Source organism: Planctobacterium marinum, from assembly GCF_020687805.1.
GTDB classification, from domain to species: Bacteria; Pseudomonadota; Gammaproteobacteria; order Enterobacterales; family Alteromonadaceae; genus Planctobacterium; species Planctobacterium marinum.
The window spans coordinates 561564-585915 of the sequence record NZ_JAJEWQ010000002.1; the positions used below are offsets into that span (position 1 = coordinate 561564).

General features: G+C 47.0%; 17 protein-coding genes and 2 pseudogenes. 11 read left to right on the forward strand and 8 right to left on the reverse strand.

Annotation, left to right across the window (positions count from 1 at the left end; genetic code table 11):
• Nucleotides 1-66 precede the first annotated feature (66 nt).
• From LJ740_RS07815 to LJ740_RS07825, 3 genes are all read left to right on the forward strand, one after another.
• The gene (locus tag LJ740_RS07815; protein WP_229528516.1) at nucleotides 67-2724 is read left to right on the forward strand and encodes a M14 family zinc carboxypeptidase; all 2658 of its coding nucleotides are present in this window, start codon (nucleotides 67-69) and stop codon (nucleotides 2722-2724) included.
• Nucleotides 2725-2872: 148 nt separating this feature from the next.
• Entirely contained in the window at nucleotides 2873-4369 is a 1497-nt protein-coding gene (locus tag LJ740_RS07820; protein WP_229528517.1) for a CYTH domain-containing protein, read from the forward strand.
• Between the two features lie 190 nt (nucleotides 4370-4559).
• Nucleotides 4560-5603 (forward strand): helix-turn-helix domain-containing protein, encoded by a 1044-nt coding sequence (locus tag LJ740_RS07825; RefSeq protein WP_229528518.1) that lies wholly within the window; start codon nucleotides 4560-4562, stop codon nucleotides 5601-5603.
• A 79-nt stretch (nucleotides 5604-5682) separates the two neighbouring features.
• Here LJ740_RS07825 and mutH read toward each other — a convergent pair whose 3' ends face one another.
• Nucleotides 5683-6372, reverse strand: coding sequence for a DNA mismatch repair endonuclease MutH (mutH, locus tag LJ740_RS07830; protein ID WP_229528519.1), 690 nt, complete (start codon nucleotides 6370-6372; stop codon nucleotides 5683-5685).
• A 119-nt stretch (nucleotides 6373-6491) separates the two neighbouring features.
• Between mutH and rppH the strand changes: the two genes are divergently transcribed.
• The 4 genes from rppH to LJ740_RS07850 all read left to right on the forward strand — a co-directional run bounded on the left by rppH (nucleotide 6492) and on the right by LJ740_RS07850 (nucleotide 10650).
• Nucleotides 6492-7013, forward strand: coding sequence for an RNA pyrophosphohydrolase (gene rppH, locus LJ740_RS07835; RefSeq protein WP_229528520.1), 522 nt, complete (start codon nucleotides 6492-6494; stop codon nucleotides 7011-7013).
• A gap of 15 nt (nucleotides 7014-7028) precedes the next feature.
• A complete protein-coding gene (gene ptsP, locus LJ740_RS07840; protein WP_229528521.1) occupies nucleotides 7029-9308 on the forward strand; it encodes a phosphoenolpyruvate--protein phosphotransferase in 2280 nt (759 codons plus the stop codon).
• Nucleotides 9309-9398: 90 nt separating this feature from the next.
• Nucleotides 9399-10178 (forward strand): prolipoprotein diacylglyceryl transferase, encoded by a 780-nt coding sequence (lgt, locus tag LJ740_RS07845; RefSeq protein ID WP_229528522.1) that lies wholly within the window; start codon nucleotides 9399-9401, stop codon nucleotides 10176-10178.
• 10 nt (nucleotides 10179-10188) lie between these two features.
• Nucleotides 10189-10650 carry a GNAT family N-acetyltransferase gene (locus LJ740_RS07850; protein ID WP_229528523.1) on the forward strand — a complete coding sequence of 154 codons (462 nt, stop codon included), beginning with the start codon at nucleotides 10189-10191 and terminating at the stop codon, nucleotides 10648-10650.
• Nucleotides 10651-10751: 101 nt separating this feature from the next.
• Here LJ740_RS07850 and LJ740_RS07855 read toward each other — a convergent pair whose 3' ends face one another.
• Nucleotides 10752-11603, reverse strand: coding sequence for a thymidylate synthase (locus LJ740_RS07855; RefSeq protein ID WP_229528524.1), 852 nt, complete (start codon nucleotides 11601-11603; stop codon nucleotides 10752-10754).
• Nucleotides 11604-11952: 349 nt separating this feature from the next.
• On the opposite strand from LJ740_RS07855, the gene LJ740_RS07860 reads away from it, so the two are divergent.
• On the forward strand, nucleotides 11953-12963 hold the full coding sequence (locus LJ740_RS07860; protein WP_229528525.1) for a response regulator: 1011 nt from the start codon (nucleotides 11953-11955) through the stop codon (nucleotides 12961-12963).
• Nucleotides 12964-12966: 3 nt separating this feature from the next.
• Nucleotides 12967-13923: a sensor domain-containing diguanylate cyclase gene (locus LJ740_RS07865; RefSeq protein ID WP_229528526.1), complete on the forward strand. Its 957-nt coding sequence runs from the start codon at nucleotides 12967-12969 to the stop codon at nucleotides 13921-13923.
• Here the strand turns inward: LJ740_RS07865 and LJ740_RS07870 are convergent.
• The 6 genes and pseudogenes from LJ740_RS07870 to rapA all read right to left on the reverse strand — a co-directional run bounded on the left by LJ740_RS07870 (nucleotide 13917) and on the right by rapA (nucleotide 21203).
• Nucleotides 13917-14639, reverse strand: coding sequence for a substrate-binding periplasmic protein (locus tag LJ740_RS07870; RefSeq protein ID WP_229528527.1), 723 nt, complete (start codon nucleotides 14637-14639; stop codon nucleotides 13917-13919). The genes LJ740_RS07865 and LJ740_RS07870 overlap by 7 nt on opposite strands.
• Before the next feature lie 105 nt (nucleotides 14640-14744).
• Entirely contained in the window at nucleotides 14745-16106 is a 1362-nt protein-coding gene (locus LJ740_RS07875; RefSeq protein WP_229528528.1) for an AmpG family muropeptide MFS transporter, read from the reverse strand.
• Nucleotides 16107-16222: 116 nt separating this feature from the next.
• Nucleotides 16223-16552 (reverse strand): hypothetical protein, encoded by a 330-nt coding sequence (locus LJ740_RS07880; protein WP_229528529.1) that lies wholly within the window; start codon nucleotides 16550-16552, stop codon nucleotides 16223-16225.
• A 136-nt stretch (nucleotides 16553-16688) separates the two neighbouring features.
• Nucleotides 16689-17594: a DUF3530 family protein gene (locus LJ740_RS07885; RefSeq protein ID WP_229528530.1), complete on the reverse strand. Its 906-nt coding sequence runs from the start codon at nucleotides 17592-17594 to the stop codon at nucleotides 16689-16691.
• Between the two features lie 88 nt (nucleotides 17595-17682).
• Nucleotides 17683-18363: pseudogene (gene rluA / locus LJ740_RS07890) on the reverse strand (bifunctional tRNA pseudouridine(32) synthase/23S rRNA pseudouridine(746) synthase RluA); the annotation flags it as partial.
• Between the two features lie 11 nt (nucleotides 18364-18374).
• Nucleotides 18375-21203 (reverse strand): RNA polymerase-associated protein RapA, encoded by a 2829-nt coding sequence (gene rapA / locus LJ740_RS07895; protein WP_229528532.1) that lies wholly within the window; start codon nucleotides 21201-21203, stop codon nucleotides 18375-18377.
• 522 nt (nucleotides 21204-21725) lie between these two features.
• Between rapA and LJ740_RS07900 the strand changes: the two are divergent.
• A pseudogene (locus LJ740_RS07900) lies at nucleotides 21726-22589 on the forward strand (PIN domain-containing protein); the annotation flags it as partial.
• Nucleotides 22590-22847: 258 nt separating this feature from the next.
• Nucleotides 22848-24230 carry a PhoH family protein gene (locus LJ740_RS07905; RefSeq protein ID WP_229528533.1) on the forward strand — a complete coding sequence of 461 codons (1383 nt, stop codon included), beginning with the start codon at nucleotides 22848-22850 and terminating at the stop codon, nucleotides 24228-24230.
• The last annotated feature ends 122 nt before the right edge of the window (nucleotides 24231-24352 follow it).

The window sequence follows — 24352 nt, forward strand, 5'->3', positions numbered from 1 at the left end:
ATGGTTTCCAGATTATCGTTTTAAAAAAAACACAAGAGTGCCATACTGCCGCTATCCAGTCTGAATATGCTTCTTAAAACAATGCGTTATATTTTCATTTTAGTCTCTTTTCTGTTTTGTCACTCTCTGGCCGTCGCGGGTTTATGGCCTGGGGCAAAATATGACGAGGAAACACCGACATTACAGTCTTTGTACGGTTACAAAGCAGGTGAAAAACTCAGCAATACGACACAAATAGAAGGTTATCTGACTGCACTGTCCAAAGCGCATCCGGATAAAATCCAGGTGCTGCCTTATGGTCAAAGTTGGCAGGGACGCACACTGAATTACGCTGTAATCAGTTCAGCAGCGAACCTAGCCAGACTGGACGAGATCCGGGCACAGTATCTGAAGTTTGCCGATCCCAGAAAAACCAATAAGCGGGCAATGCAGACGCAACTGGCGCAACTACCTTCGATAGTCTGGCTGGGTTATGGTGTGCACGGCAACGAAGTTTCCTCCCCGGATGCGGCACTGCAAGTGGCTTATCACTTACTGGCGTCTGATGATGCCATGGTCAAAGAGATTTTAGACAATGTCATTGTATTGCTGGACCCGGTTCAAAATCCTGATGGCAGAGAAAAATTTATTCATCATTTTGAGAATAATACCGGGCCTGAAGCCAATGGCCATGCTTTTGCGACCGAGCGTCGCGAAGGCTGGAATACCGGCAGAACCAATCATTATATATTCGATTTAAACCGCGACTGGGCGGCCATTACTCAACCTGAAACCTTGGGAAGAGTAAAGTTACTATCTCAGTGGTTGCCCCTGATCGCGGTAGATTTGCACGAATTTGGTTCCGATTATACCTATTACTTCACTCCGGAAGCCGACCCGTTCAACCCCTATATCACCGAGGTACAAAAACAGGGCCTGGAGATCATTGGTAAAAACAATGCAAAGTACTTTGACCAACAAGGCTGGCGGTATTTTACTCGTGAAATTTACGATGCGTTTTTCCCCGGTTATGGTGCGGGATGGCCGGTATTTTACGGCGCTTTAGGAATGACCTACGAGCAGGCATCTCCCAGGGGGCTAAAAGCCACCAACAAATTAGGAGAAACGTTCACCTACCGCGATGCTGTGGAACATCACTTCGTCGCCTCAGTGGCGACACTGGAAACAGCAGCAAAGCATCGGGCCTTGTTTCTGCAGCGCTTTTGGGAATATCGCGAAAGCGCGATCACAGAGGGAGATAAGGGCGACGTCAGACAAATTATCCTGGCCCGCAGTGATGACCCCTACAATACTGACCGGTTGGCAAAGCTGCTGAGCATTCAGGGTATTGAACTAAGCCAGGCGCAAAAAGCCTTTAAAGCCTGTGGCAACACGTTTGCCGCAGGGGACTATATTATTGATATGGCTCAGCCCAATTATCGCATGATCCGAAATTACCTGGATCAACATATTCCGATGGAAAAAGATTTTCTTGCCCTTCAGGAAGATTTGAGACGGCAGCATAAAAGTCACGTTTTGTACGATGTTACCGCCTGGTCAAAGCGGCTAACCCATAATGTCGCCGTGCACTATTGTAATGCATCGCCAGCGGCCACCAGTCAGCCTCTGGATACCCAGGCAAAGGCCGAAGTGAAGCAAAGCGGGGATGGTGAACTGGCCTGGTTAATTGACTGGCAGCATACCGGCAGCGCATTGTTTTTAGTGGAAGCCTTGCAAAGCGATATTGAAATCTGGAGTAGCGATAAGTCCTTTACGCAGCACAACCGCACGTTTCCCAAAGGCTCTTTAATTATTTATAAAAAGGCTGTGTCGGAGTCGGGCAAGCGCAAACTGCAGGAGCTGGCCGCTAAATATCAGGTGGAGCTGGTGAGCACGAATTCCGGGTGGGTGGATAAAGGTGTGAATTTTGGTAGCCAGCATGTGGTCAAAATGAAATCGCCGAATATTGCCTTGTTATGGGAGCGTCCGACTTCCTCCTATCTGGCGGGGGCAACACGTTATGTGTTTGAACAACAGCTGAATCATCCGGTTAATACCATAGCGGCCAGATATCTGAATAGTGTGGATCTGTTTGAGTTTGATGTGCTGATTTTACCCGGCGGTGGAAATTACGCTTCCTACATTAATAAGCGGGGTCTGGAAAAGCTGAATACCTGGTTGCGCCAGGGCGGGGTGATTGTTGCTCTGGATAGCAGTATCGCATTTTTAACAGATAACCAGTTGAGTCAATTACAGGTTGAAGAAAACCAAATTGATGCGCGTAAATCACAGCAAGAACCAGTCTCTGGCGTGATTGCTAACGCCAGCCAGTACGAAGCCTTGCAGGTGGATCCCAAACGGCCTATGGCATCGTCGCCAGGTAATATTTTAAAGGTGCAGCCCAATACTGATCACTGGATGATGGTGGGCATCAACCGCCCGGTTTACAGCTTTGCGTCGGGCAACGTTACCTATAAACCGCTGCATCGTGGAGAAGGTGTCAATGTCGCTCATTATGCCGATGCTGATTCGGTGTTAGCCAGTGGTTATCTCTGGCAGGATTACAACCAGCAACTGGCTTTTAAGCCGTTTATGACCCTGGAAGATTTTGGCGATGGTATGGTTATCAGTATGCCTGAAAGTCCCACATTCAGGGGGCAGCAGCCGGGCTTACACATGTTGTGGGTCAATGCGATTTGGCGAAGCGTTGCGCATACTAAGGCCAACATACGCAACGGCAAGTAAGGTCATTAATACCGGGGGCCAATGTCCCCTGAAATTTTATGAGTAATTTAACCGCAGTTCGGTTATATTAGGTGATACCACAACGAACCTTATTCTATGCAATAGGTTCGTTTTTTATTAGTAATAGAAACGGTGATTTTTCTCCTCCATGGACAGTGAAATAGAGCTGAAATTGCTGGTTTCTGCTGACGCAGAAAGCAAGATTCGCAAGCAATTTCTACCAGATTTAAATGCCGATATCGAACACCAATCGATTCAGCTGTTTAACTCGTATTATGATACGCCTGAGCAAATTTTGCGGCAGCATGGTATGGGATTGCGGGTTCGCGGGAACAATGGTGAATACGAACAAACCATTAAGTGCCGGGATGGCTCTGTTGGTGGGCTGCACAAGCGCGCCGAATACAATGTCTCTTTGCCGTCCAATCAATTGGATATCGCGCTCTTTCCCGGGGAAGTCTGGCCTGCCAATATTAATACCGAAGACCTGAAGTTTCGGCTTAGTTCGCTATTCAGCACGCATTTTAGACGGGAGCAGTATCTGATTATAAGCGATCAGGATACGCAGGTGGAGATGGTGTTTGACAGCGGCGAAATAGAGACGGATAAATATCATTCGCCGGTGTGCGAGGTGGAGCTGGAACTGAAAAAAGGCGCCCCTGAGGCGATTTTTCAGTTAGCCCGAAAGCTGCTCGAAGCCGTACCCTTTCGACTGGGCTATAAAAGTAAAGCGCAACGGGGCTATGAACTCTATGTCGGCGAGGATTTGGAAGTCCTTGCCAAAAAGCCTGAATTCCCGATTGCCAAACACACCAGTCTGCAGGATGCTTTTATCACACTGATGTCGGTATTAGTGGAGTTTTGGCAACGTCACGAGCAGCGCTTTGTGGAACATGGCAAGGTGCGGGATATCGTCGAGCTGGTGGCTATCATGCGCCTGATGAAACGCAATCTGAAGCTCTTCGAAAAGCAGTTGAGTTGCCCGGAATTCGCCTCTTTGTCAAAACAACTCAAAGTCCAGTTGCGGGAATGGCAGTGGGTGGATGAATTATCGGACATTAAAGAACTGTTGTCCAAAAAGGGTTTTTACCGCAAGAAATTGCAAAAGCACGATGCAGTATTGCAGCATTTACAGGCGCGTCAGGTGGCGTTGCTAAAGGCCCATGAGCCCTTAAAACTGTTGCAACAAAAAGGCTATATATCGTTGCAGTTAGATATCCTGGAAATGCTGACCCATAAGCCCTGGACCAGTGATCCCAGTTGGCAGGAAGAATCCATTAATCGCTTTGCGAAAATAGCGATACGGGATGAGCTGAAAAGTATTTTTGAATTGTTTCAGTTCAAATCCAAAGAGTCAGTGGATGCTTATTTAAAGCATATCCCTGCCTTGCAAAGGGTGGTGCATATTCAAAAATTACTGGGCAATGCCGTGGGCAGTCGTACCGGCCAAAGTTTGGAGACCTGGACAGACTTGTTAGACGGTGCGGAAGAACTTAAGGTATTGCACACCCTGGAAGGAAACTTGCGTCAGTTATCCACCGAAGGGGACGATAATCTGGTGCAGTGGTGTGTCGCTAAACAAGACGGTTTGTTTGAAGTGATGGAATTAAGCCGTGAGGCAGCCCTTGTGGCGCAAAGCGAATAAGTTTAAGTAATCTGACCATTTTCCGATAACCTGGTTGCAGGCCCCAACCATCAATTAATAATTCTTCGCGGTGATTTGTGGTGTAAATCACCCCGCAGTATAAAAAGAGTGATTTAACAGCACCATGCTAAGCTTAGGATTTATACTCTGGCTCATCCCCCTGGTTCTTATCTGGGTAAGATATGATGTGATGCCCCATGCATCTCAGGTGTTGATGGCGATTTTAATATTACCCCTGGTTATGCTGGACGAAATACTGCGCTTTTCCGGTTGGTTGTCCGACTTTCCCTTTCTGATTGGGGTTTTTCAGTTTACGCCGGTATTGCTGGCTTCTCAGGTGTATCTGGCCATGCACCATATGCTGATTGAGAAACCCGTACACAATAAATGGTTTCATCAGGGCATTGCCTTTTTGTTTTTCTGTGCGCAAATCCCTTTTTTACTGCTACCCGATACTGCAAAAGTGACCATTTTTAGCAATCCACCTATTGGGTCAATTGGCGATAACTGGCCGTTTTACGTGTTCTACATGCTATGCAATTTTGCCGTGCTCATCTATGCCTTAAAAATTGATGATATGGTTAAGGATTATGACTTTTATTTGTCGGATCAGGTGGTCGATATTACCCAATACGAATTGCCACAATCGATGAAGATGTTTACCGGCCTGGTGACGATTTCCTTTGGTGCAATACTGCTGGTGATTGTTACGGCACTGGAAGTTGTGCAATTTAGTTATTGGCAAGGCATTATCTCATTGCTTCACTTTGGCATTTTCTACGTCATTATTTTACTGATGTTACAACGTCGTCGTTATTCTCCCTGTCCGATTGATGCAGAGGATCTGGAAGATCGAAGTTACAGTGAAGAAGACATGCGAATGACCCTGGCAAAGGCTGAGCGGGCGATTATTCGCAACAAGCTATACAAGAGCATTGGTCTGCGCCTGAGAACGTTAGCGGATTTAGCAGAGATCGAGCCCAAACAACTGGCCGTCGCCACACGGGCTATGCTCAACCGTAATTTCCGGGCCTATATGTACCATTACCGGCTGGAATACGCGAAAAAGATCATCCTGCGCTCTGATATTAAAATATCGTCTATTGCCAAACGACTGGGCTTCACCTCTGAAAGAGTGTTAAGTGAAATGTTTGTTAAATATGTACAAAACATGGCATCGGATGACGGATTATCGCAGGAAGAGCACGAGCGCCTGTTGCAGCGCAAAGGATAGCGCAGAGGATAATGCGGAGAATAGTGCAGTATTAAGGTAAAGGCCGGTTAATAAAAGCAATCGGGTAGCACAACCGGTTTCAGCTGAAATGGGAATCCAGGATTGCCTGAGTGAACTGTTTGCGCAAATAAAAACCTCTGGGCCGGGTTTGAATGGCATTGCCCTCCTGACCCACCGCCTGGGTAACAACGCTGCCATTGGCCGCTTTGGGTCTCAGTTGTAATACTTCGCCATGCCGGGCACTGAGTGAATCAATGTTGCCCAGAGTGATATTGTCCATGTGCTCTTCCCAATCCTGACGCAGCAAGTTTTCTTCATGTGCCGTGGGCTGCCACAAAAAACCAGTGCCGACAAGCCGATCTGATGGCGCTACAGTGCGCTCTCCTACTATGGGTAGCCACAATACCTGTCGCAGTTTGTTGCAGACATTACTGTCTTGCCAGTTTAGTCCCTGATTGCCGGTCAGATGGGCATAACACACGTAGGTGGTTTCCAGTACTTTGCCCTGAGTACTAACCGGCAAGGTTTTTAACTCCGTGCCCAATGCCACAAAATCCTGTTCGGGTCTGGAGCCCGCGTCGGCACCCAGCCACAGTTCAATCAGTTGGCCGGTCCAGCCTTTTTCCTTTTTAAAGTTTTGTGGCACGGCAATATGGGCGGCCTGTGCTAATTCTCCCAATGTCATTCCGGCGAGCAGCGCTACCCTGTCCATCAACTCCGGGATTGACGCAGGTGGTGTGGCAGGTGGTTCAGGCTGGGAATAAGTCATGGTTATCGGTCAGTAGCGAATATTGTCTAATTGTTATTTAGTGGGATTTAGGCACTAGGCAATTATGACACTTTGTGGAAGAATGGGGAATATAACAATATTTGTGCCCGGGAGTCTAAGTGATTGACACAGAAGGATTCCGCGCAAATGTGGGCATAGTGATTTGTAATCGCAACGGTCAGGTATTTTGGGCCAGAAGATTTGGGCAGCATTCCTGGCAATTTCCACAAGGCGGAATCGATCAAGGCGAATCGGCTGAAGAAGCCATGTTCAGAGAATTACATGAGGAGGTAGGTTTAAATCCCCAGCAAGTTAAAATTTTACGTGTTACTAAAAACTGGATCCGTTACCGATTGCCAAAGCGATTGATTCGTCAAGATTCTAATCCGGTGTGTATCGGTCAAAAGCAAAAGTGGTTTTTGTTACAGTTAACTTGTGCTGATGAAGATGTGAACCTGTTACATTCCGGTCATCCGGAATTCGATGACTGGCGATGGGTCAGCTATTGGTACCCTATACGCAATGTGGTGTCTTTTAAACGCGATGTTTATCGGAAAGTCATGAAGGAGTTTGTACCTGTGGCAATGAACCTGAACAAGCCCGCTTTTGATGGCAAACGCAAAAAAAGACGTCGCCGCTAAGAGAAACTATCCTCTATGCTGAGTACGCTAAGACAAATCGTTGAAGAAATTGGCCACATTCCGGTACTGGAAGAAGCCCTGCAACGCGTCAGCGAATTGTTAAAAGAAGCGATGCGGGTAGATTGTTGTACCATTTATCTGGCAGATACTGAAAACCAGTGTTTTGTCTTGGTGGCAACCGAAGGGCTGGCGAAAGAAGCCATTGGTGTGACCCGCATTGGTTTTTCTGAAGGCATTATTGGCTGGATTGGGCAGCGGGAAGAACCCATCAATATCGCTGATGCCCAGTCGCATCCCCGTTTTAAACATTACCCCGATGTTAAAGAAGAATCCTATCACGCCTTTTTAGGCACCCCAATTATTCATCAACGCAAGGTGCTGGGGGTGATTTCTGTGCAACAAAAATCCCGTCGCCGATTTGCAGAAGAAGAAGAATCCTTGCTGATCACGCTTGCTGCGCAAATGGCATTGGAAGTGGCAAATGCCGAAGCCAGGGGGGCGGTGAAACTGTCGGGCAGTGATGGTATTCAGCTCTGGCAAAAAGCCTTATACGGTCGGCCAGGCTCGTCAGGGTTGGCGGTAGGGGTTGGCTTTCAGCCTAACAAAAAAGCCCGGCTTTCGGATTACATTGCAGCCAGAAGTCAAAAAGTTAATCAGGAAATTTCTCAGTATCGCCGCGCCGTAAAACGCACCAAGGCTGATATTCGTAAACTCACCAACCAGGTAGCGGAAAACGTCCCTAAAGATGTCGCCAATATATTTCAGACATACGACTTTCTGCTGGACGCTGCCAGTCTCGGGAAAGAAGTGGAAGAAAAAATCCGCGCGGGATGGAACGCTGCCACCTCGCTGAAACAAGTGGTTGGCAACTACGCCCGTCAGTTTTCGCAAATGCAGGATAGCTATATGCAGGAGCGGGCTGTAGATGTGGTGGACCTGGGGGATAGGGTATTTGGGCACCTGGTTAATGACAAACGTCGCGTGGCGGAAATCCCGGCCAAAGCGATTCTAGTGGCGGAAGAGATCACCGCGACCATGCTGGCTGAAATTCCCGCCAAAAAACTCAAAGGCATTATTGCCATGCGGGGCTCAGTAAATTCCCATGCCGCTATATTAGCGCGGGCCATGGGTATTCCCGCGGTACTGGGTGTTACAGAACTGCATGTCAGTCATCTGGCGGGCAAGGAATTGTTGCTGGATGGTTATTCCGGGGAGATAACCGTTGCCCCTGAGATGCAAAAGCGCATCAGTTTTGAAGCCCTGATTAAAGAAGAGAAAGAATTAAATAAACTGGTTTCCGCAGAACTGGAGCAGGAAGCCGTTACGCTGGATGGTCAGCACATTGGCTTATTTCTGAATGTAGGCCTGTCACAGGAGCTGGAAGAAAAGTTCAGTGCCGATGCCGATGGCGTGGGATTATACCGGACCGAAATCCCCTTTATGTCGCACGATCGCTTTCCGGGCGAAGAAGAGCAGCGGGTTTTGTATCGCTCCTTGTTGCAGAAATACCACGATCGCGCAGTTACTATGCGTACCCTGGATGTGGGCGGGGATAAACCCTTGCCTTATTTTCCGTTCCAGGAAGAAAATCCCTTTTTGGGCTGGCGGGGTATTCGCATGACGCTGGACCACCCGGAGATATTTCTGGTTCAGGTGCGGGCGATGATAAAGGCCAGTGCCGGGTTACACAATTTACAAATTATGTTGCCGATGATCACCTCTGTTGAAGAAGTCAAAGAGGCCAAGCGCCTGATACGACAGGCGTTTTATGAGGTACGTGAAGAGGCTAATCGCGAAGGCGAAGAAGTGCATAAACCCCGGGTAGGCGTCATGCTGGAAGTGCCATCGGTGTTGTGGCAACTGGAGGAGTTGGCGTCGTTAGTGGACTTTTTCTCAGTGGGAAGCAACGATTTAACCCAATACCTGCTGGCAGTGGACAGAAACAACCCGAGAGTGTCTGAATTGTATCAAAGTTATCACCCTGCGGTGCTCAGAGCGTTAAACCATATTGCTCAGGTATCAAAACGGCTGGATGTGCCTGTGACCGTCTGCGGTGAGCTTGCGGCAGAACCCGCCGGTGTTATGCTGCTGGTGGCGATGGGATATAACAAGTTGAGCATCAATGGTTACAGTATGGCCAGAGTCAAATGGGTTATTCGACGCCAGAGTCAGGAGAAGATGCAGGCTGTGCTACACAAGGCACTATTGATGTCTGAAGCCTCCGAGATTCGGGATTTCCTCAACATGGAATTAGAATATCTTGGTTTGGGAGGATTGGTACGTGCCGGTAAATAAAGTGGATTCTCGTCGCTGGCTATTACAAATACCTGACCTTCCTGCTACCATGCGGCCTTCCAATCAGAACTCTTTGTTAAGCTAGTCTTTATGTCAGATAATTTTATCACTTTTCCTGCAATTGACCCGGTTATTTTTAGCGTTGGACCTTTGAGCCTGAGATGGTACGGTCTGATGTATCTGATCGGTTTTGTGGCTGCCTTTATACTGGCCAATAAGCGTCTGCATCGCACCAACTGGAGCAAAGAAGAACTCAGCGACATGCTGTTTTACGGCTTTTTAGGGGTGATCCTTGGGGGGCGTATCGGCTATGTGTTCTTTTACCAGTTCGATCTGTTTTTATCTGACCCGCTGTACCTGTTTAAAATCTGGACCGGTGGAATGTCGTTCCACGGTGGATTATTGGGCGTTGTCGCAGCACTGTATTGGTTTGCCCGAAAAAAGCAAACTTCGTTGTTTTATGTCGGTGACTTTGTTGCGCCACTGGTGCCAATTGGATTAGGGGCGGGCAGAATCGGCAATTTTATCAATGCCGAACTGTGGGGACGCACGACAGATGTGCCCTGGGGCGTGGTGTTTCCCAATGCCGGTCCATTGCCCAGACATCCATCACAATTGTATGAGTTTTTCTTAGAAGGCTTGGTACTGTTCCTGATATTGTGGATTTACTCTAAAAAAGAGCGCCCCGTTGGCGCCGTTGGTGGCTTGTTCTTAATCGGCTATGGCGCATTTCGTTTTATCATCGAATATTTCCGCGAGCCGGATGCGCATCTGGGCCTGTATGGCGGTATTATTTCACAAGGTCAGGTGTTGTCTTTGCCGATGGTCATTATCGGTGTATTCCTGATGATACGCGCCTACAAAAAGTAGTAAACTGGAGATGCAGTTCCGAGCCGCGACATTGCAGGATATCCCGCGCCTGGAAGAGTTAGAGCAGGCGGTCGTGGCTGCGGAGCGACCCTTTAATACACAGATCAGAGCCAATAATCCCAAGTATTATAATTTACCTGAGCTGATTAACAGTCCGGACAGTTATTTGCTGGTGGTGGAAGTGCAGGATGAAATTGTCGCCACCGGTTACGCTAAAATCAGAAATTCAAAAGCCGCTTTAAGCCACGCTAAAGACGCCTATCTGGGTTTTATGTTCGTGTCACCGGCATTTCGTGGACAAGGGCTCAACCAGAACGTGATAGCGGAATTGATGGCCTGGGCCAAAAATCGGGGCGTACATGACTTTTATCTGGATGTGTATGCCGACAATCAAGCTGCAATTCGCGCTTATGAAAAGTTGGGATTTGCCCCTTCGCTAGTTGAGATGAAGCTGCATACCCCGCCGGCATAAAAAGTCAGGGCCTGCAAAAAGAGCACAGTAGGTGCTCTTAGCTCTGATCTTGTCGGATTCTCTGGTAACCGGCTCCTCGCCCATCGTTCACACCAAAAAACTCACACCGAAAACGGATACTGAATAGTGGGGTGATACTGATAATCCTGCAGTTCAAAATCTTCCAGCGTTACCCAGGTTTCTATGTCCTGTAAGCTTTTAATATCCGGATTAATATTAAGCGTGGGGGCCGGATAGGGTTCCCTTTTTAATTGTATATCCCGCATTGGGGCTAACTGATCCTCATAAATGTGACAATTCACTAATTTATGATACGCCTTGCCGGGTTTTAAGCCGGTAATTTGCGCAACCAAAGCCAGTAATACATACACCTGTACCATATTAAAATTTAACCCCAGCGGCACGTCACAGGAGCGCTGAGTACTGTTCAGGTAAAGGGTGTCGCCCAGGATAGAGAAGTGGTGGCTGTACATGCACGGTCGCAAACAACCCATATGAAAGGCGCCCGGGTGGTAAAACGTCAGGATTTCACCGCGATTGTCCTCTCCGTTGCTCAGGTCATCGATAATTTGTTTGAGTAAATCAATACTGCCACCATCGGGCCTGGGGAAATTGCGCGCGACTTTTCCATAGATAAAGCCGCAGTCGTCCTCACCCTTACGGTAGGGATTATTCAGCCACGCCTGATTTTCATTGGCGTTGGCATCCCAGGTTTTAGTGCCTATTTTTCTGAAGTCTGCAGCATTGTCATAACCGCGCAAATAGCCAATGATTTCCGCTATGGCCGCTTTCCAGAAACTTTTCCTGGTGGTCACCAGCGGGAATTTGCCTGCGCCGACATCATAAGTCAGATCATGATTAATTACGGTCAGGCACCTTTTTCCGGTGCGTTTGTTATCTACCCATACACCTTCGTCAAGAATGCGCTGACATAAATTAAGATATTGATCCACGATAACCCTTACTGAAGTGTTTTTTGCTATTTTAACAGGGCTGTCTCAAATCCCAATCCAAAATACACAGAAATTTATCGTATGAACATCGGCTGGCGGTAAAATCGAGACTGTTAATAATTTACAGTTGTTTGTATATTCACCAATTGTGGAAAAATTTATGTTTCACTTATACTTAAGTTTATATTGAGATATTCTTCAGCCTTCACTATGCTGGACACTATGGCTAGCCTCACTTTATGGTTGGGTAACTATTTATACCTGAGGCCACGAGATAAAAGAATAACAACCAATTCACGCACAGCGAATGCGCCGATTTTCAATTGGGCAGGTAGGGTATAAAGCAAGAATGACAACTCCCATTCTAATTTGTGACGATTCCGGATTTGCCAGGAAGCAAATGGCACGCTCCATCCCTGAACAATGGGATGTGAGTATTCAGTACGCCACAAACGGTCAGGAAGCGCTGGAGATCATCTGTTCCGGTGCGATTGAATTAATGTTTTTGGATTTGAACATGCCAGTGCTGGATGGCTATCAAACGATGTTGCAAATCCAACAACAACAATTACCGGTGAAAGTCATTGTGGTGTCGGGGGATGTGCAACCGGAAGCTCGCAAACGCATGATTGAAATGGGCGCACTGGAGTTTATTCGCAAGCCCATAGATAACCTTAAACTGTACGAGATCTTATCCGGTTGTGGGATCTATTCCGGTAATGCGTCTCCGTCAAAACCGGCTTCCATCACCACCCCTGAAAAATCCATTGATAAGTTGGATGCCTATCGCGAAATGGCAAACGTGGCAATGGGGCAGGCGGGTGAAAAGTTGGCGCAGCTTCTGGATGTATTTATTGAACTGCCCATCCCCAATGTCAACATTATCGAGTCCACTGAGTTGCACATGGCCATTGCTGAAATTCATCAGAGTGATTCCATCTCTGCAATTTCTCAGGGCTTTATCACCGCCGGTATCAATGGTGAGGCATTGCTGCTGTTTAATGATTCAAACTTTGCCAATATGGTACGCCTGTTAAAATACGACCAGGCAGCTGTTACCGAACAGATAGAACTGGAAGCCCTAATGGATATTTCTAATATCCTGATTGGCGCTTGTTTGCACGCATTGTCGGAGCAACTACACGTTAAGTTTGGTCAAAACCACCCGATGATCATGGGACGTCATTGTGATTTAGAAGGATTGTTATCCAATAGTGTTAGTCGCTGGAACAAGGTGGTGGCTATAGAGATAGCCTATTCGATAGAAAACCAGGACATCCACTTTGATCTGATGCTGTTGTTCCCGGATAAAGCGATGGAAATTATATTCAAAAAACTGGTTAATCTGGTGGAGTCCTGAGTCATGTCGAATGTATTAGCTGAATTAGAAGATTTACATTTAAAACATGATTTACTGGGTTCCATTGAAGTCGGGATAGCGGTGGTGAACCGCGATTTCGAAATCGAGATCTGGAACCAGTTCATGGAAAGCCACAGCGGGATGTCTCCGGCACGGGTACGAGGTAAATCCTTGTTCGAGATGTTTCCGGAGATTGATGCCGCCTGGTTCAGAAGAAAAACCGATCCGGTGTTTAAGTTAAAGAGTCCGGCGTTTATTATCTGGGAACAGCGACCCCATTTGTTTCAATTTGAAGCCTATCGCCCCATTACCTCAGCCACTGAATTGATGTATCAGAACATTACGATCTTCCCGTTGACCTCACTGTCAGGCGAAGTGAACCAGATATGCATCGTGGTCTATGACGTCACCGACGAAGCTATCAGTAAACTGCGGTTTGAAGCAGCCAATAAGCAACTGGAAAAAATAAGTCGAATTGATGGCTTAACCGGGTTGTATAACCGGCGCTATTGGGAAGAAATGTGTGATACCGAGTTTAAGCGTGCCATGCGTACCGGTGGTCCTGCCACTATGATGATTCTGGACATAGACCACTTTAAAAAGGTCAATGACAATTACGGTCACCCGGCGGGCGATAAAACCATTAAAATGTTGGCTAAAATTATTGCTAAAGCCATCAGAGAAACAGACATTGCCGGGCGATATGGCGGCGAAGAATTTACCATTATTTTACCGGATACCAATGTGAAAAGTGCTCAGATAGTTGCCGAGCGTATTCGCAAGTTAGCGGAACATTTACCGGTAGAATATGAAGAGCACACCATAGAGTTTACCGTCAGTATCGGTCTGGCTGAATTCCACACGTCTTTTGGTGAGTATATGGCCTGGGTGGAAAAAGCCGATCAGGGTCTGTATGAAGCCAAAGAGTCGGGTCGAAACCGGGTGGTGGTTAGTCAATAAATCAGGCTATCTGCTGTTGCGGCCATTTTCAGTCGCTGCAGCAGTTGCGGATCTGTTTGCTTATTCGCGGCGAGATACAAGGTTTTGCCCAACTGATGAAGACGGGTAACCGTGCTAAAATCACTGAGTGAACAATGCAATTCCTGACAAAACAGCTCCATCTGTTCCACACTGGCAGGGGTTACATCTGCGCGCCCCGCCAATAACATCTTTAAATTGTCTTTAGTATTGGTTTGCACGATATAGGTGGCATTCGGGGCCTCCTTGTAGAGTAAACGGGTGGTAATATCTTCGCGTTTTACCGCCACCACGTGGATTTTCTGTAATTGATTGAGTTCGCGAATTTCGATGGCAGGTCTGCTGGCCAATTGATACAGGTAGGTTTCAGTGGCGCCCAACGGCGCAATCCACTCCAACAGAGGCTCTCTTTCTGCGTTGCGCAACAGTGAAAAAATCAATGTGTCAGGACGTTTGAGCGCCGTTTCATAGGCTCTTGCCCAGGGCATCATAATGATGTCGGCATCCACTCCAGATGCGGCCAATAATTTATTAACCTGCTCGGTCATGGTGCCTACCACCTCACCTTTGTCATTGAGATACTGATAAGGCGGGAGTGGCTCGGTTAAAATTAGGAGTTCTTCCGCGGCGACTGACAGGCTGTTAAATGTCAGCAGGCACATCACCACGCAGAGTTTTCGCGACAGTTTATTGATCAACAGGGCTTTGCTTATTTTATTATTATTGGATAACTATAAGACTTATATTGTCTTTTACAATGTTTAAAGCCTGTCGGGTTGTTTTTTCTGCAACTGCGCTGGCGATTAAGGTTGCCCGACGCTGTCACGCCTGGCTTCAAGCTGATTAATCTTATCCCGAATACTCCACAGGAAAATCAGGCTGGGAACCACCATAACCGCTGTCAGCACAAAAAACGCCGCCCAGTTGCCATCCATCGAGTCCACAATAAAACCGCTGGAAGAGGCCAGGAAAGTTCTGCCTAATACGCCAAGTGATGCCATCAACGCGTATTGAGTGGCGGAAAAGGTTTTATTACACATCAATGAGATAAAGGCCACCATGGCCACTGATGACCAGGCAGAAGTAAAGCCGTCTACGAATATAGCAGCCACAAACAGAGTTTTATCTGGCCCCACTACGGCAATTAAGGAAAACATCAAGTTACTGGCGGCCATGGTGATCCCGCTGATCATTAAGCCGCGATAGATGCCATAACGAATGTTTACCAGGCCTCCCAGTACCGCAAAAAACAGGGTAACCCACCAGTTCAGTAGTTTGGAATAGGTGCCAATATCGGTATTGCTGAAACCGATTTCCTTATAAAACACCACCGACATTCGACCTAAAAAGGCTTCGCCCATTTTGAACAAAAAGATAAAGGCTAAAATCGACAAGGCAAAGCGAACCCCATTGCGGGCGAAAAACTCTCTGAAAGGTTCGACGATCGTCACCAATAACCAGATCCCCAGCTTTCTGAGGGCCTGTAATTGTTTACCCTGAATGCGTTGTTCGTAAAAACTAACGGCCAGTTGTTGCGAAGCCTGGCGGTTAATCTGAGGCTCTTGCGCCCAAAATACGGCAATGGATAACAGCCCCATAATGCCGGCCAGAACAAAGTAAATGTCACCCCAGGTCCAGCCGGACCAGTCAGAGATAAAAAACGGTATCGCTCCCAGACCACCATATCCGGTCCACCAACCGGCCGTTGCCATAGCAGAGGCGGCAGATAATTTGTCTTTTTCCTGTTGTTCTATGATATCTATACGGTAGGCATCTATGGCAATATCCTGGGTTGCTGACGCTATCGCAATAAGTAAGCCTGCCAATGCCATCAGATAGAGTTGTTCCTGCACCTGCAGTTGCCCCAGAAAACAACAGGCGGCTATGATGCCTAGCTGCATAGTGAAGATCCAGCCACGCCGCAAACCCAGCCAGGGCAGCCTCAGTCTGTCTAACAGTGGTGACCACAAAAAATTAATGGAATAGGCTACAAAAATCACACTGAACAAACCTATCGCAGTGCGGGATAAACCTTCCTCTTTGAGCCAGGCGGTCATTGCCGAGCTGATCATGACCCAGGGGTAACCACTGGCTATACCAAATAAAAATACCGTCAGAATACGACGGTCATAGTAGGCTTTAAATTGCGACAGAAAATGCGACAAGGGGCTGCTTCTTGTTGTTTTTGTATGGCTATTGGATCATGCAATGGGACGCAAATCAATGCGCAGTAGGTAAAAAGTCGTTAATGGTTACAATTCTTCGACCTGTTGGTCTGGAGTCAGGGACGGACACCCACGCAATCCAGCGGAAATTGACCTGCGCCTTCGAGATAGTCGACACAGATTTTTAATTCAGAATGCAGGTAAGGGTCGGTGAGCAACTTGTCTTCGCTCCAGAAGTGTAATTGATGTAATAAGTGCCAAAATACCCGTTCTTTTTGACTTGCCGGTTCGTGGCTGCAGGCATCAATCTGAGACCACTCTTCCATGGTGTCCCAGAAATAAAGATCCACTTCCGAATAAGGGATGCGACGCTCCCAGAATGCTCTTACATAGTAGGCCAGTTGTGGTGCTTTAGCTTCGATAAAGTTGTCTACGTTGGTGGTCACTGCTTAATTGACATCTCTTTTTAATTCCCCATGAGTATAGTCGAATCAAAAATTTTTGCCTGTAGCGCTTTTAACCATTTGGTTATGTATTTGAAAACTCGTTTTTTTTTATTGTTTCACGAGGCTATTTAAGTCTTTACCAGCCCATATAGGTTAGCCAGCCATGTATTTCCCGGGCCAGGTAGTCATATTGTTGCTGGGAGAAGCGGGGACCGATAATTTCCCGCTGGCGATAATGTAGCTTCAGAGATTTAATGGCCTCCACTTTTCGTTCTTTGGCGGTGGTCAGTGTCCAGTCACTGTCGAATTGATTGTAGAGGTCTAAAACCGGTATCGGCGCGCGGGCCAATATTCGCGGCACCAGAATGTTCAGCTCGTGTTGTGGCCAGTTTACGCCAATCGTGACTATCGCATCCGGTTCCGGCAATTCCTGATCGCCGTACAGTTTGGCTAACCAGGCCGCGGACGTCCCCTGGGCAACCACCAGTGCGAAACCGGGGTAATTTTGTCGCTCCTGCTCTACCGCGTTCATCAGTAACTGAAAGTCCTGCTCCTGCTGAGTAAACAGGGACTCGCTGATAATCGGGGTACTTGAATAAGAAGGGATGCGTTGGTTTGCCGGTGGTAAATTATTGGGGTCAGTATTGGCGGCGTCTGATGCAGGTGTTCCTTGTGCAGAAGTGACCGGATTGCTGTCCTGATCCGTATCAAAATCCAGGCTGGGCGCTGTCACTAAAATGGTGGTCCAGCCGAAATCGTTAAGCAATGGGGCTAACGCAGCCAGTCCAGATTCACTGGCGCCGTTTTTGCCCGTCTCACCCACTAATATTGCCGCACCTTTGGACAAAGCCTGATTGGATTCCTGAATAACAACCACGGTTTCTTCTTCCCCCAGTAATAAGGTTCTGAAGGTTTCCGGGCGCAAGCCGCGTTCGACATCAAATTTTAATTTTTGCAGATCGTCAATATGCTCCTGACTCCAAGAGTCGGGAGAGCAAAGCAGGCTGTTCAGCAGCAACAAGACAAGAGGAAATAATCGCACTTAATTAAAATCGTTATGGCTATTGTTAGGTTATCCGCATTTTACGATAAGACTTAACTTTTTTTAACAGCCAGTTCGCGGGCAGAACCTATCCGAATGGATGTGCAGAGGTGAAGCTAATCGGTTGTTCTGTCACAGGATGGCAAATGGTCAGCTCACCAGCGTGAAGCTGTAATCTGGGGGCCATAGCCAGAGCCTGCTCATGGGCGTATAAACGGTCTCCCAGAATGGGGTGGCCGAGGCTCAACATGTGTACCCGTAGTTGGTGTGAACGACCGGTTACCGGTTCTAGCTCCACCAACGACCAGTCAGGTGCCCGATGTATGACCTGCCAATGGGTCAGGGCATTTTTGCCATTTTCGGTATCTACTTTTTGTTTCGGACGGTTCGGCCAGTCGCAGATCAGGGGCAAATCAACGCTGCCTTGTTGCCTGGCTGGCGAGCCGTAAATACGTGCAAAATAACGTTTCTTTGTCTGTCGCCTTTCAAACTGCAAGCCAATATGTTTGTGCGCTGGTTTATTTAAGGCGAACAGCATAATACCGGAGGTGGCCATATCCAGTCGATGCACGACAGTGGCAGTAGGAAATACCCGCATAACCCGCAATTGCAGGCTGTCTTTGTGCTGGGGTTGTTTCCCCGGAACCGACAATAAGCCACTGGGCTTATCCAGTACCAGAATATCATCATCCCGGTACAGGATATTTAGCCAGGGGCTTTGCGGTGGATTGTAATGCAACAGTGCCAATGGTATCTCTTGTATCTGGTTATCTCTTGTGACTAGGGATTGTTGACAACAACCCGCACGGCCTCGAGACGCAACTGGGCATTTTCCGCAGCCTGCAACAGTCCGGCTCGCTGTTCTGCTAACCGGATGATTTCATCTTCCCGTACCGATGGATTAACCAACTGCAACGCTTTTAAGCGGGTAATTTCGTTATTCAAGCGGTTTTCGATGGCTGACAAGGTGTTGGCTTTAACCTTAGCCGCTTTCGTATTGCCGATTTTGTCCGCCATCAGCAGGGTTTTCTGAAACTGCCCGGACAGGGCTTTCAACAACTGGCTGCCAATTTTTCTGGGGACCTTATCCAGCAAGGGGAAGAACGTTTCTTCTTCCTGCGCTTTGGCACTCACTGAAAAGCTGATAGGGGTGTCAGGAAAATACTGGTTTAGTTGCAGTTTTCGGTCGCCTTTGGCTGATAATACGTATAAACATTCGAGCCAGTAATACCCGGCAGGAAACTTTTTATCAGCGGTAAAGGCCATCGAGGATTTGCCATGTACGTCGGCCAACAGCATGTCGATGGCATTGCGCACCAACGGGTGATCCCAACTGATAAAGTGAACATGCTCCAGGTGCGTGGCTGTGTCGCGTTCATAGGTGATGGTCATGCCTTCATCCTGTAAACCCGGTAAATGACTGACCATGGATTCTGTGGGCGTTAACAGGTAACAGTGATCGTCCTTTTCTTCCTGTAAAATGCCCAAAGTATCAAACAGTTGTGTCATAAAACGCTCAAGCGTCGGAGACTGATCTGAATCTTCCAGTTGTTCCACAAAGGCGTCAATTTTACCTATCCCTGAAGAGTTCAGTTCCAGCAGTTTATCGCGACCCTTTTCCAGTTTCGCCAGTAATTCGCTGCGAATTTGTTTGGTTTCGTTTAGCAGTTTTTCCTGCGATGCGGAGTCTTCCGGTTCAAATAGGCAGGTCTCTAACAGTTCGCATTGTTCATCATAGACGGTTGCACCAATCGGACAGGTGTGACTGAAGGCGTCCAGGCCTTCATCAAACCAGCGCAGTAAGACTTCTTGTGCGGAGCTGCTAAATACCGGTACATGTAGTTGGATATCGTGTTTCTGGCCAATGCGATCCAGACGACCAATGCGTTGTTCCAGTAAATCCGGATTAAGCGGCAAATCAAACAACACCAGATGATGAGCAAACTGGAAGTTTCGGCCTTCACTGCCTATTTCACTGGTGATCAGTACTTGTGCGCCATCTTCACTTTGCGCAAAATAATTGGCGGCTTTATCCCGCTCTACAATACTCATGCCCTCATGGAACACAGTGGCTCGCATGCCGGTTTTCACCCGCAGCGTTTCGGCCAGATCCAGTGCAGTAATCGCATTGGCACAAATGGTTAAAACTTTTTCACCTTTGAGGTTTTGTAGTGTGTCAAGAAACCAGTTTACCCGGGTATCAATGTCCGTCCACATATCTGTGCCGGCGTAATAGATTTCCGGAGTGATGTGGGCATTGAGTTTGGGAATGTCGCTGTTTTCTGCGTATTCAACCGGCTCATCCAGTTTGCTGGCGTTGAGATAACGGCCCGGAAATCCGGTGATGGTTTTACGGGAGTTTCTGAACAATACCCGGCCTGTGCCATGACGATCTAACAGATCCGTTACCAGTTGTTCACGCAGACTGTGATCGGCATTCAGCGTGTCAAGGTCGTGTGCTAAATCTGTCAGCTTACTTTGCAATTGGCTGTAGTGGCTGTCGTTTAACAGGGCAGAACTCAGCAAGGCACTCACGGTTTCGGCGAGTTGCGCATATTCCTGTTCTTCTTTGAGGAATACCCCGTAATCATGGAAGCGGTTTGGGTCTAACAGGCGCAATCGGGCAAAGTGACTCTCATGGCCCAATTGGTCTGGGGTGGCTGTGAGCAGTAGCACGCCTTTGGTTTTTTGCGCCAGTTCATCAATGACCTGATATTCCTGAGAAGGGTTACCTGGTGACCATTTCAGGTGGTGTGCTTCATCGACAATGAGCAAATCCCACTCTGATTCAGAAGCCTGCTGGAAATATCGGGTGTTGTGAGTGAGGAAGTTTAAACTACACAATACCAACTGTTCCGATTCAAACGGATTGCCGCCTTCTTCAGCCAGAGATTCGCAGCGCTCCTCATCGAATATCGCAAAACTCAGATTGAATTTGCGCAACATTTCTACCAACCACTGATTTACCAGACTGTCAGGAATAACGATGAGTACCCGATGGGCACGTTCCGTCAGCAGCTGTTGGTGAATGATCATCGCGGCTTCAATGGTTTTACCCAGGCCCACTTCATCGGCCAGCAGTACCCGCGGAGCTATACGTTGTCCCACTTCTTTGGCAATGTGCAACTGGTGAGGGATCAAAGAGACCCGGGCACCTAAGAAGCCCAACAGCGGTGATGTCAGGTGGTTATGGCGGTGGACAATGGATTGTTTGCGCATATCAAACCAGCGCGGACCATCGTAATGGCCGTTAAGCAGCCGGTCCTGGGGTTCGGTCAGTACAAAATCATGGGATAAAAACGTTTCTTTCACGCTGACAGATTCGTCGCTGTCTGTCCGCGTTGCATGGTATTCAAGAATGCCGTTGGCTTCGCTGATACTCTCTACTTTAAAATGCCAGCCTTCGTGGTGCGTGGCAGTATCACCAATGGCAAACCGGACCCGGGTGATGGGCGCATTCTTTTGCGCATAATTGCGGCTCTCTCCGGAAGCCGGGAATAATAGGGAAACCGTTCGTTCGTCCAGGGCGACTACGGTGCCCAGACCCAGTTCGACTTCGGCGTTACTTAGCCAGCGTTGACCCAGCGCGGGTGGTTCTTGAATTGCCATGTAAATCTCTGTATTTCTCTTTATCAGGGGCCTGTTGACCTTTGCAGCATATTTTTACTGCGGCCTTGTTATCATTTAGGCACGGCGGATGTTTGATGGTCTGGTGGACTAAATCGAAAACATCCATCAAAGCATAAATGATAAACAGGCATAGCCCAAGGAGTTCGTCATAAACGCGTTTATGTAGAACAAAATTTATGCATCAAAGGCCAACAGACCCTAATTACTTCGTCAAGCGGGCGCGGGATTCTACAGGAAGTTCTGTCTGCTCACCAGTTTGGCTTTGCTGTAACTGGTTATTCTTTGAACGGACCGATTTTTAATTGTCAAAAACAGGTGAATGTCCGTCAAAAGTGTTCTATTGTGAGGATGTGATGCGTTGCGAATTTTAACTTTGTTAACGCAATGCTTCCGTGAACAGTGCTGCTTCCTGTGGTGCGTTCTATTGACCAGGCTGACTGCATTTAAACAACACTAAAAGGCAGTGAGTCATAGCCCATGGTTACATAAACGGAGTGGCGAATGCCTGAAAAAACAACCTCTGCTTCCAAGTTATACGTTTTAGATACCAACATTCTTCTGCACGAGCCCTTGGCTTTTCTCTCATTTAAAGAGCATGACGTCGTTATCCCTATGACGGTGCTTGAAGAGCTGGATTACATTAAAGACAGTAAAAAAGACGTCGCTCGCGACGCCAGGGTAAGTATTCGCGCAATGGAAGATATATTGCACGAAGCCTCGCCGGAAGATATGACCCATGGTGTGTCACTGGTAGGATTGACCGCTGGTGATGCCGCGCCGACCGGAAAACTCTCTATATTTGCCGACCATCAACTGCCCTCAGGCGATGAGCGTTTTACCAGTAAAGAGAACGATAACCGCATTATCAATGCGGCGCTGTATTTACAAAAACATATCCCTGAACGCACTGTGGTGCTGGTTACTAAAGACATCAATATGCGCCTGAAAGCCAAAGGCGCAGGACTGGCCAAGGTTGAAGATTATCGCACCGACCAACTGGTCAGTGATATTAAATACCTGAGCCGCGGGTACCATCGCTTTGAAGGCGACTTTTGGGATAAGGTGGAGTCTGTGGAGAGCCGCACCGAAGGTCGCGATACGATTCATTCCATCAGTAAGTCAGTATTGCCAGAAGCCTATGTGAACGAATTTTTGCTGGATGACACCGAGCACTTTGCAGGTATTGTGGAATCAGTCGGCGAAGAGATGCTGGATGTACTGGACATGGGCTATGAACGCCTGATGGGTAAAAGCGCCTGGGGGATCTCGCCAAAAAACATCGGGCAGGCGATGGCATTACATTCCTTGCTGGACCCACACATTGACCTGGTGATCTTAACCGGCCCTGCCGGATCGGGTAAAACAGGTATTACTGCAAGCTTTTTTTTAATATTTGTGCAGACCTATCTACAGACCTTATTCTTACTGAAGAAATTGAGTATTTATAACAGGCTAAGATCTAACCTCTCTAACATGTTATTAAGTGTGACTTAAAGAATAGAACCATTAATCAATAAATATAAATAACGGATTTAACCTGCAAGAAGGCACAAACAAAAATAATAAAGCTAAGGTAAATCTAAAATGCTAATTAATGAAAATCGTTCTCAAAGGAGAACTAAAATGAATAATCCAAGTGAAAATAGAAATCCAAGAGTATTAGATACATCGGCATTAGTTCATGATCCAAAGTCATTGCTTGCTTACAGTGAAGATGTATACATTTGTCTAACAGTCCTAGAAGAATTAGATAATTTAAAAGAAAGAACTAATAAATCGGTAAGTGCTGATGCTCGTGTATGTATTCGTATGCTTGAAGACATTATTAATGGACATAGCGCCGAAGAAATGGAAGCGGGAATTCCTCTGCCTTCTACTGAAACAGCTAAAAGAGGCAAGTTGTTCATTGGCATTGATACTCAATTGGACATGGCAAAAGAGTTAAAGCACACGATTGGTAGCGATGCTGACAACAGAATAATTAACTATGCACTACATCTTCAGAAAGAGTTAGATAAAGACGTTACCATCGTTAGCCGCGACATTAATATGCGACTAAAAGCTCGAACTGTTGGTGTTATGGCCGAAGATGTATCCGTTGATAATCAAATCGCAGATATAGATTTGTTATATACAGGAGTACAGGCTTTTGAAGGTGATCTGTTTGATCGAATTGAATCAGATAAAGATTTCAAAGTCTCAGGAGAGATTTATACATTCCCAATAAGCTTGTTCAACGATGAAGTTCAGCCAAACATGTATTGGTACGATGAAGCCGGACACATTGGCCGGATTTCAGAGGTAACAGGCACTGAAGTTTTCACGAAGTTATTGCCGCGTAAGCAAGAAAAAGTATGGGGCATATTGCCTAAAAACCAGCGTCAGGCGGTAGCTTTAAGCCAATTGACAGACCCTTACTATGACTTAAATATCATCCTTGGTCCTGCTGGCTCCGGAAAAACTTTTTTGGCAGTTGCTTCGGCGCTGCATCAAGTATTGGATTTGAAAAAGTACAAAAAAATTGTTGTGGTGCGGTCAAGAGACTTTATGGATGACGATCCGGGATTCCTACCGGGGGATTTAACCGAAAAATCAATGCCCCTTCTTGCCGGAATAACAGACGCACTTATCTCGATGCACTCGGATGATAATCATGAAGGAAATATTCATGCAACAGTTGAGCATGTGATCGAAAAAGCCAATATAGAATTTACTAGCATGGCTTACTTTCGAGGCCGTTCAATAGATGATGCAGTGTTAATCATTGATGAAGCTCAAAACATGACTAGAGCGCAAATTAAAGGCATGTTAAGCCGTGGTGGGAAAAATTGTCGGACAATCGTATTGGGTAACCTAGCCCAGATTGACGATAAGTTTGTAACACCTGCTTCGTCTGGTGCAAGTGCGGCTGTCAATGTATATAGAAATTATGAGAAAGGATCGGTTCTGATTTTTGATGAGGTAGAACGTAGTAGCTTGGCTGAGTTTACTGAAAAGAATATGTAGACATCAAACTACAATTCACATTTCCTTATAATATTGCGACAATAGCCACTGATTTTTGCAGTGGCTTTTCAGAGAAGCCAGTTTCCACATATGCGGACGAAATGGATTTACTCTGGGTTTAA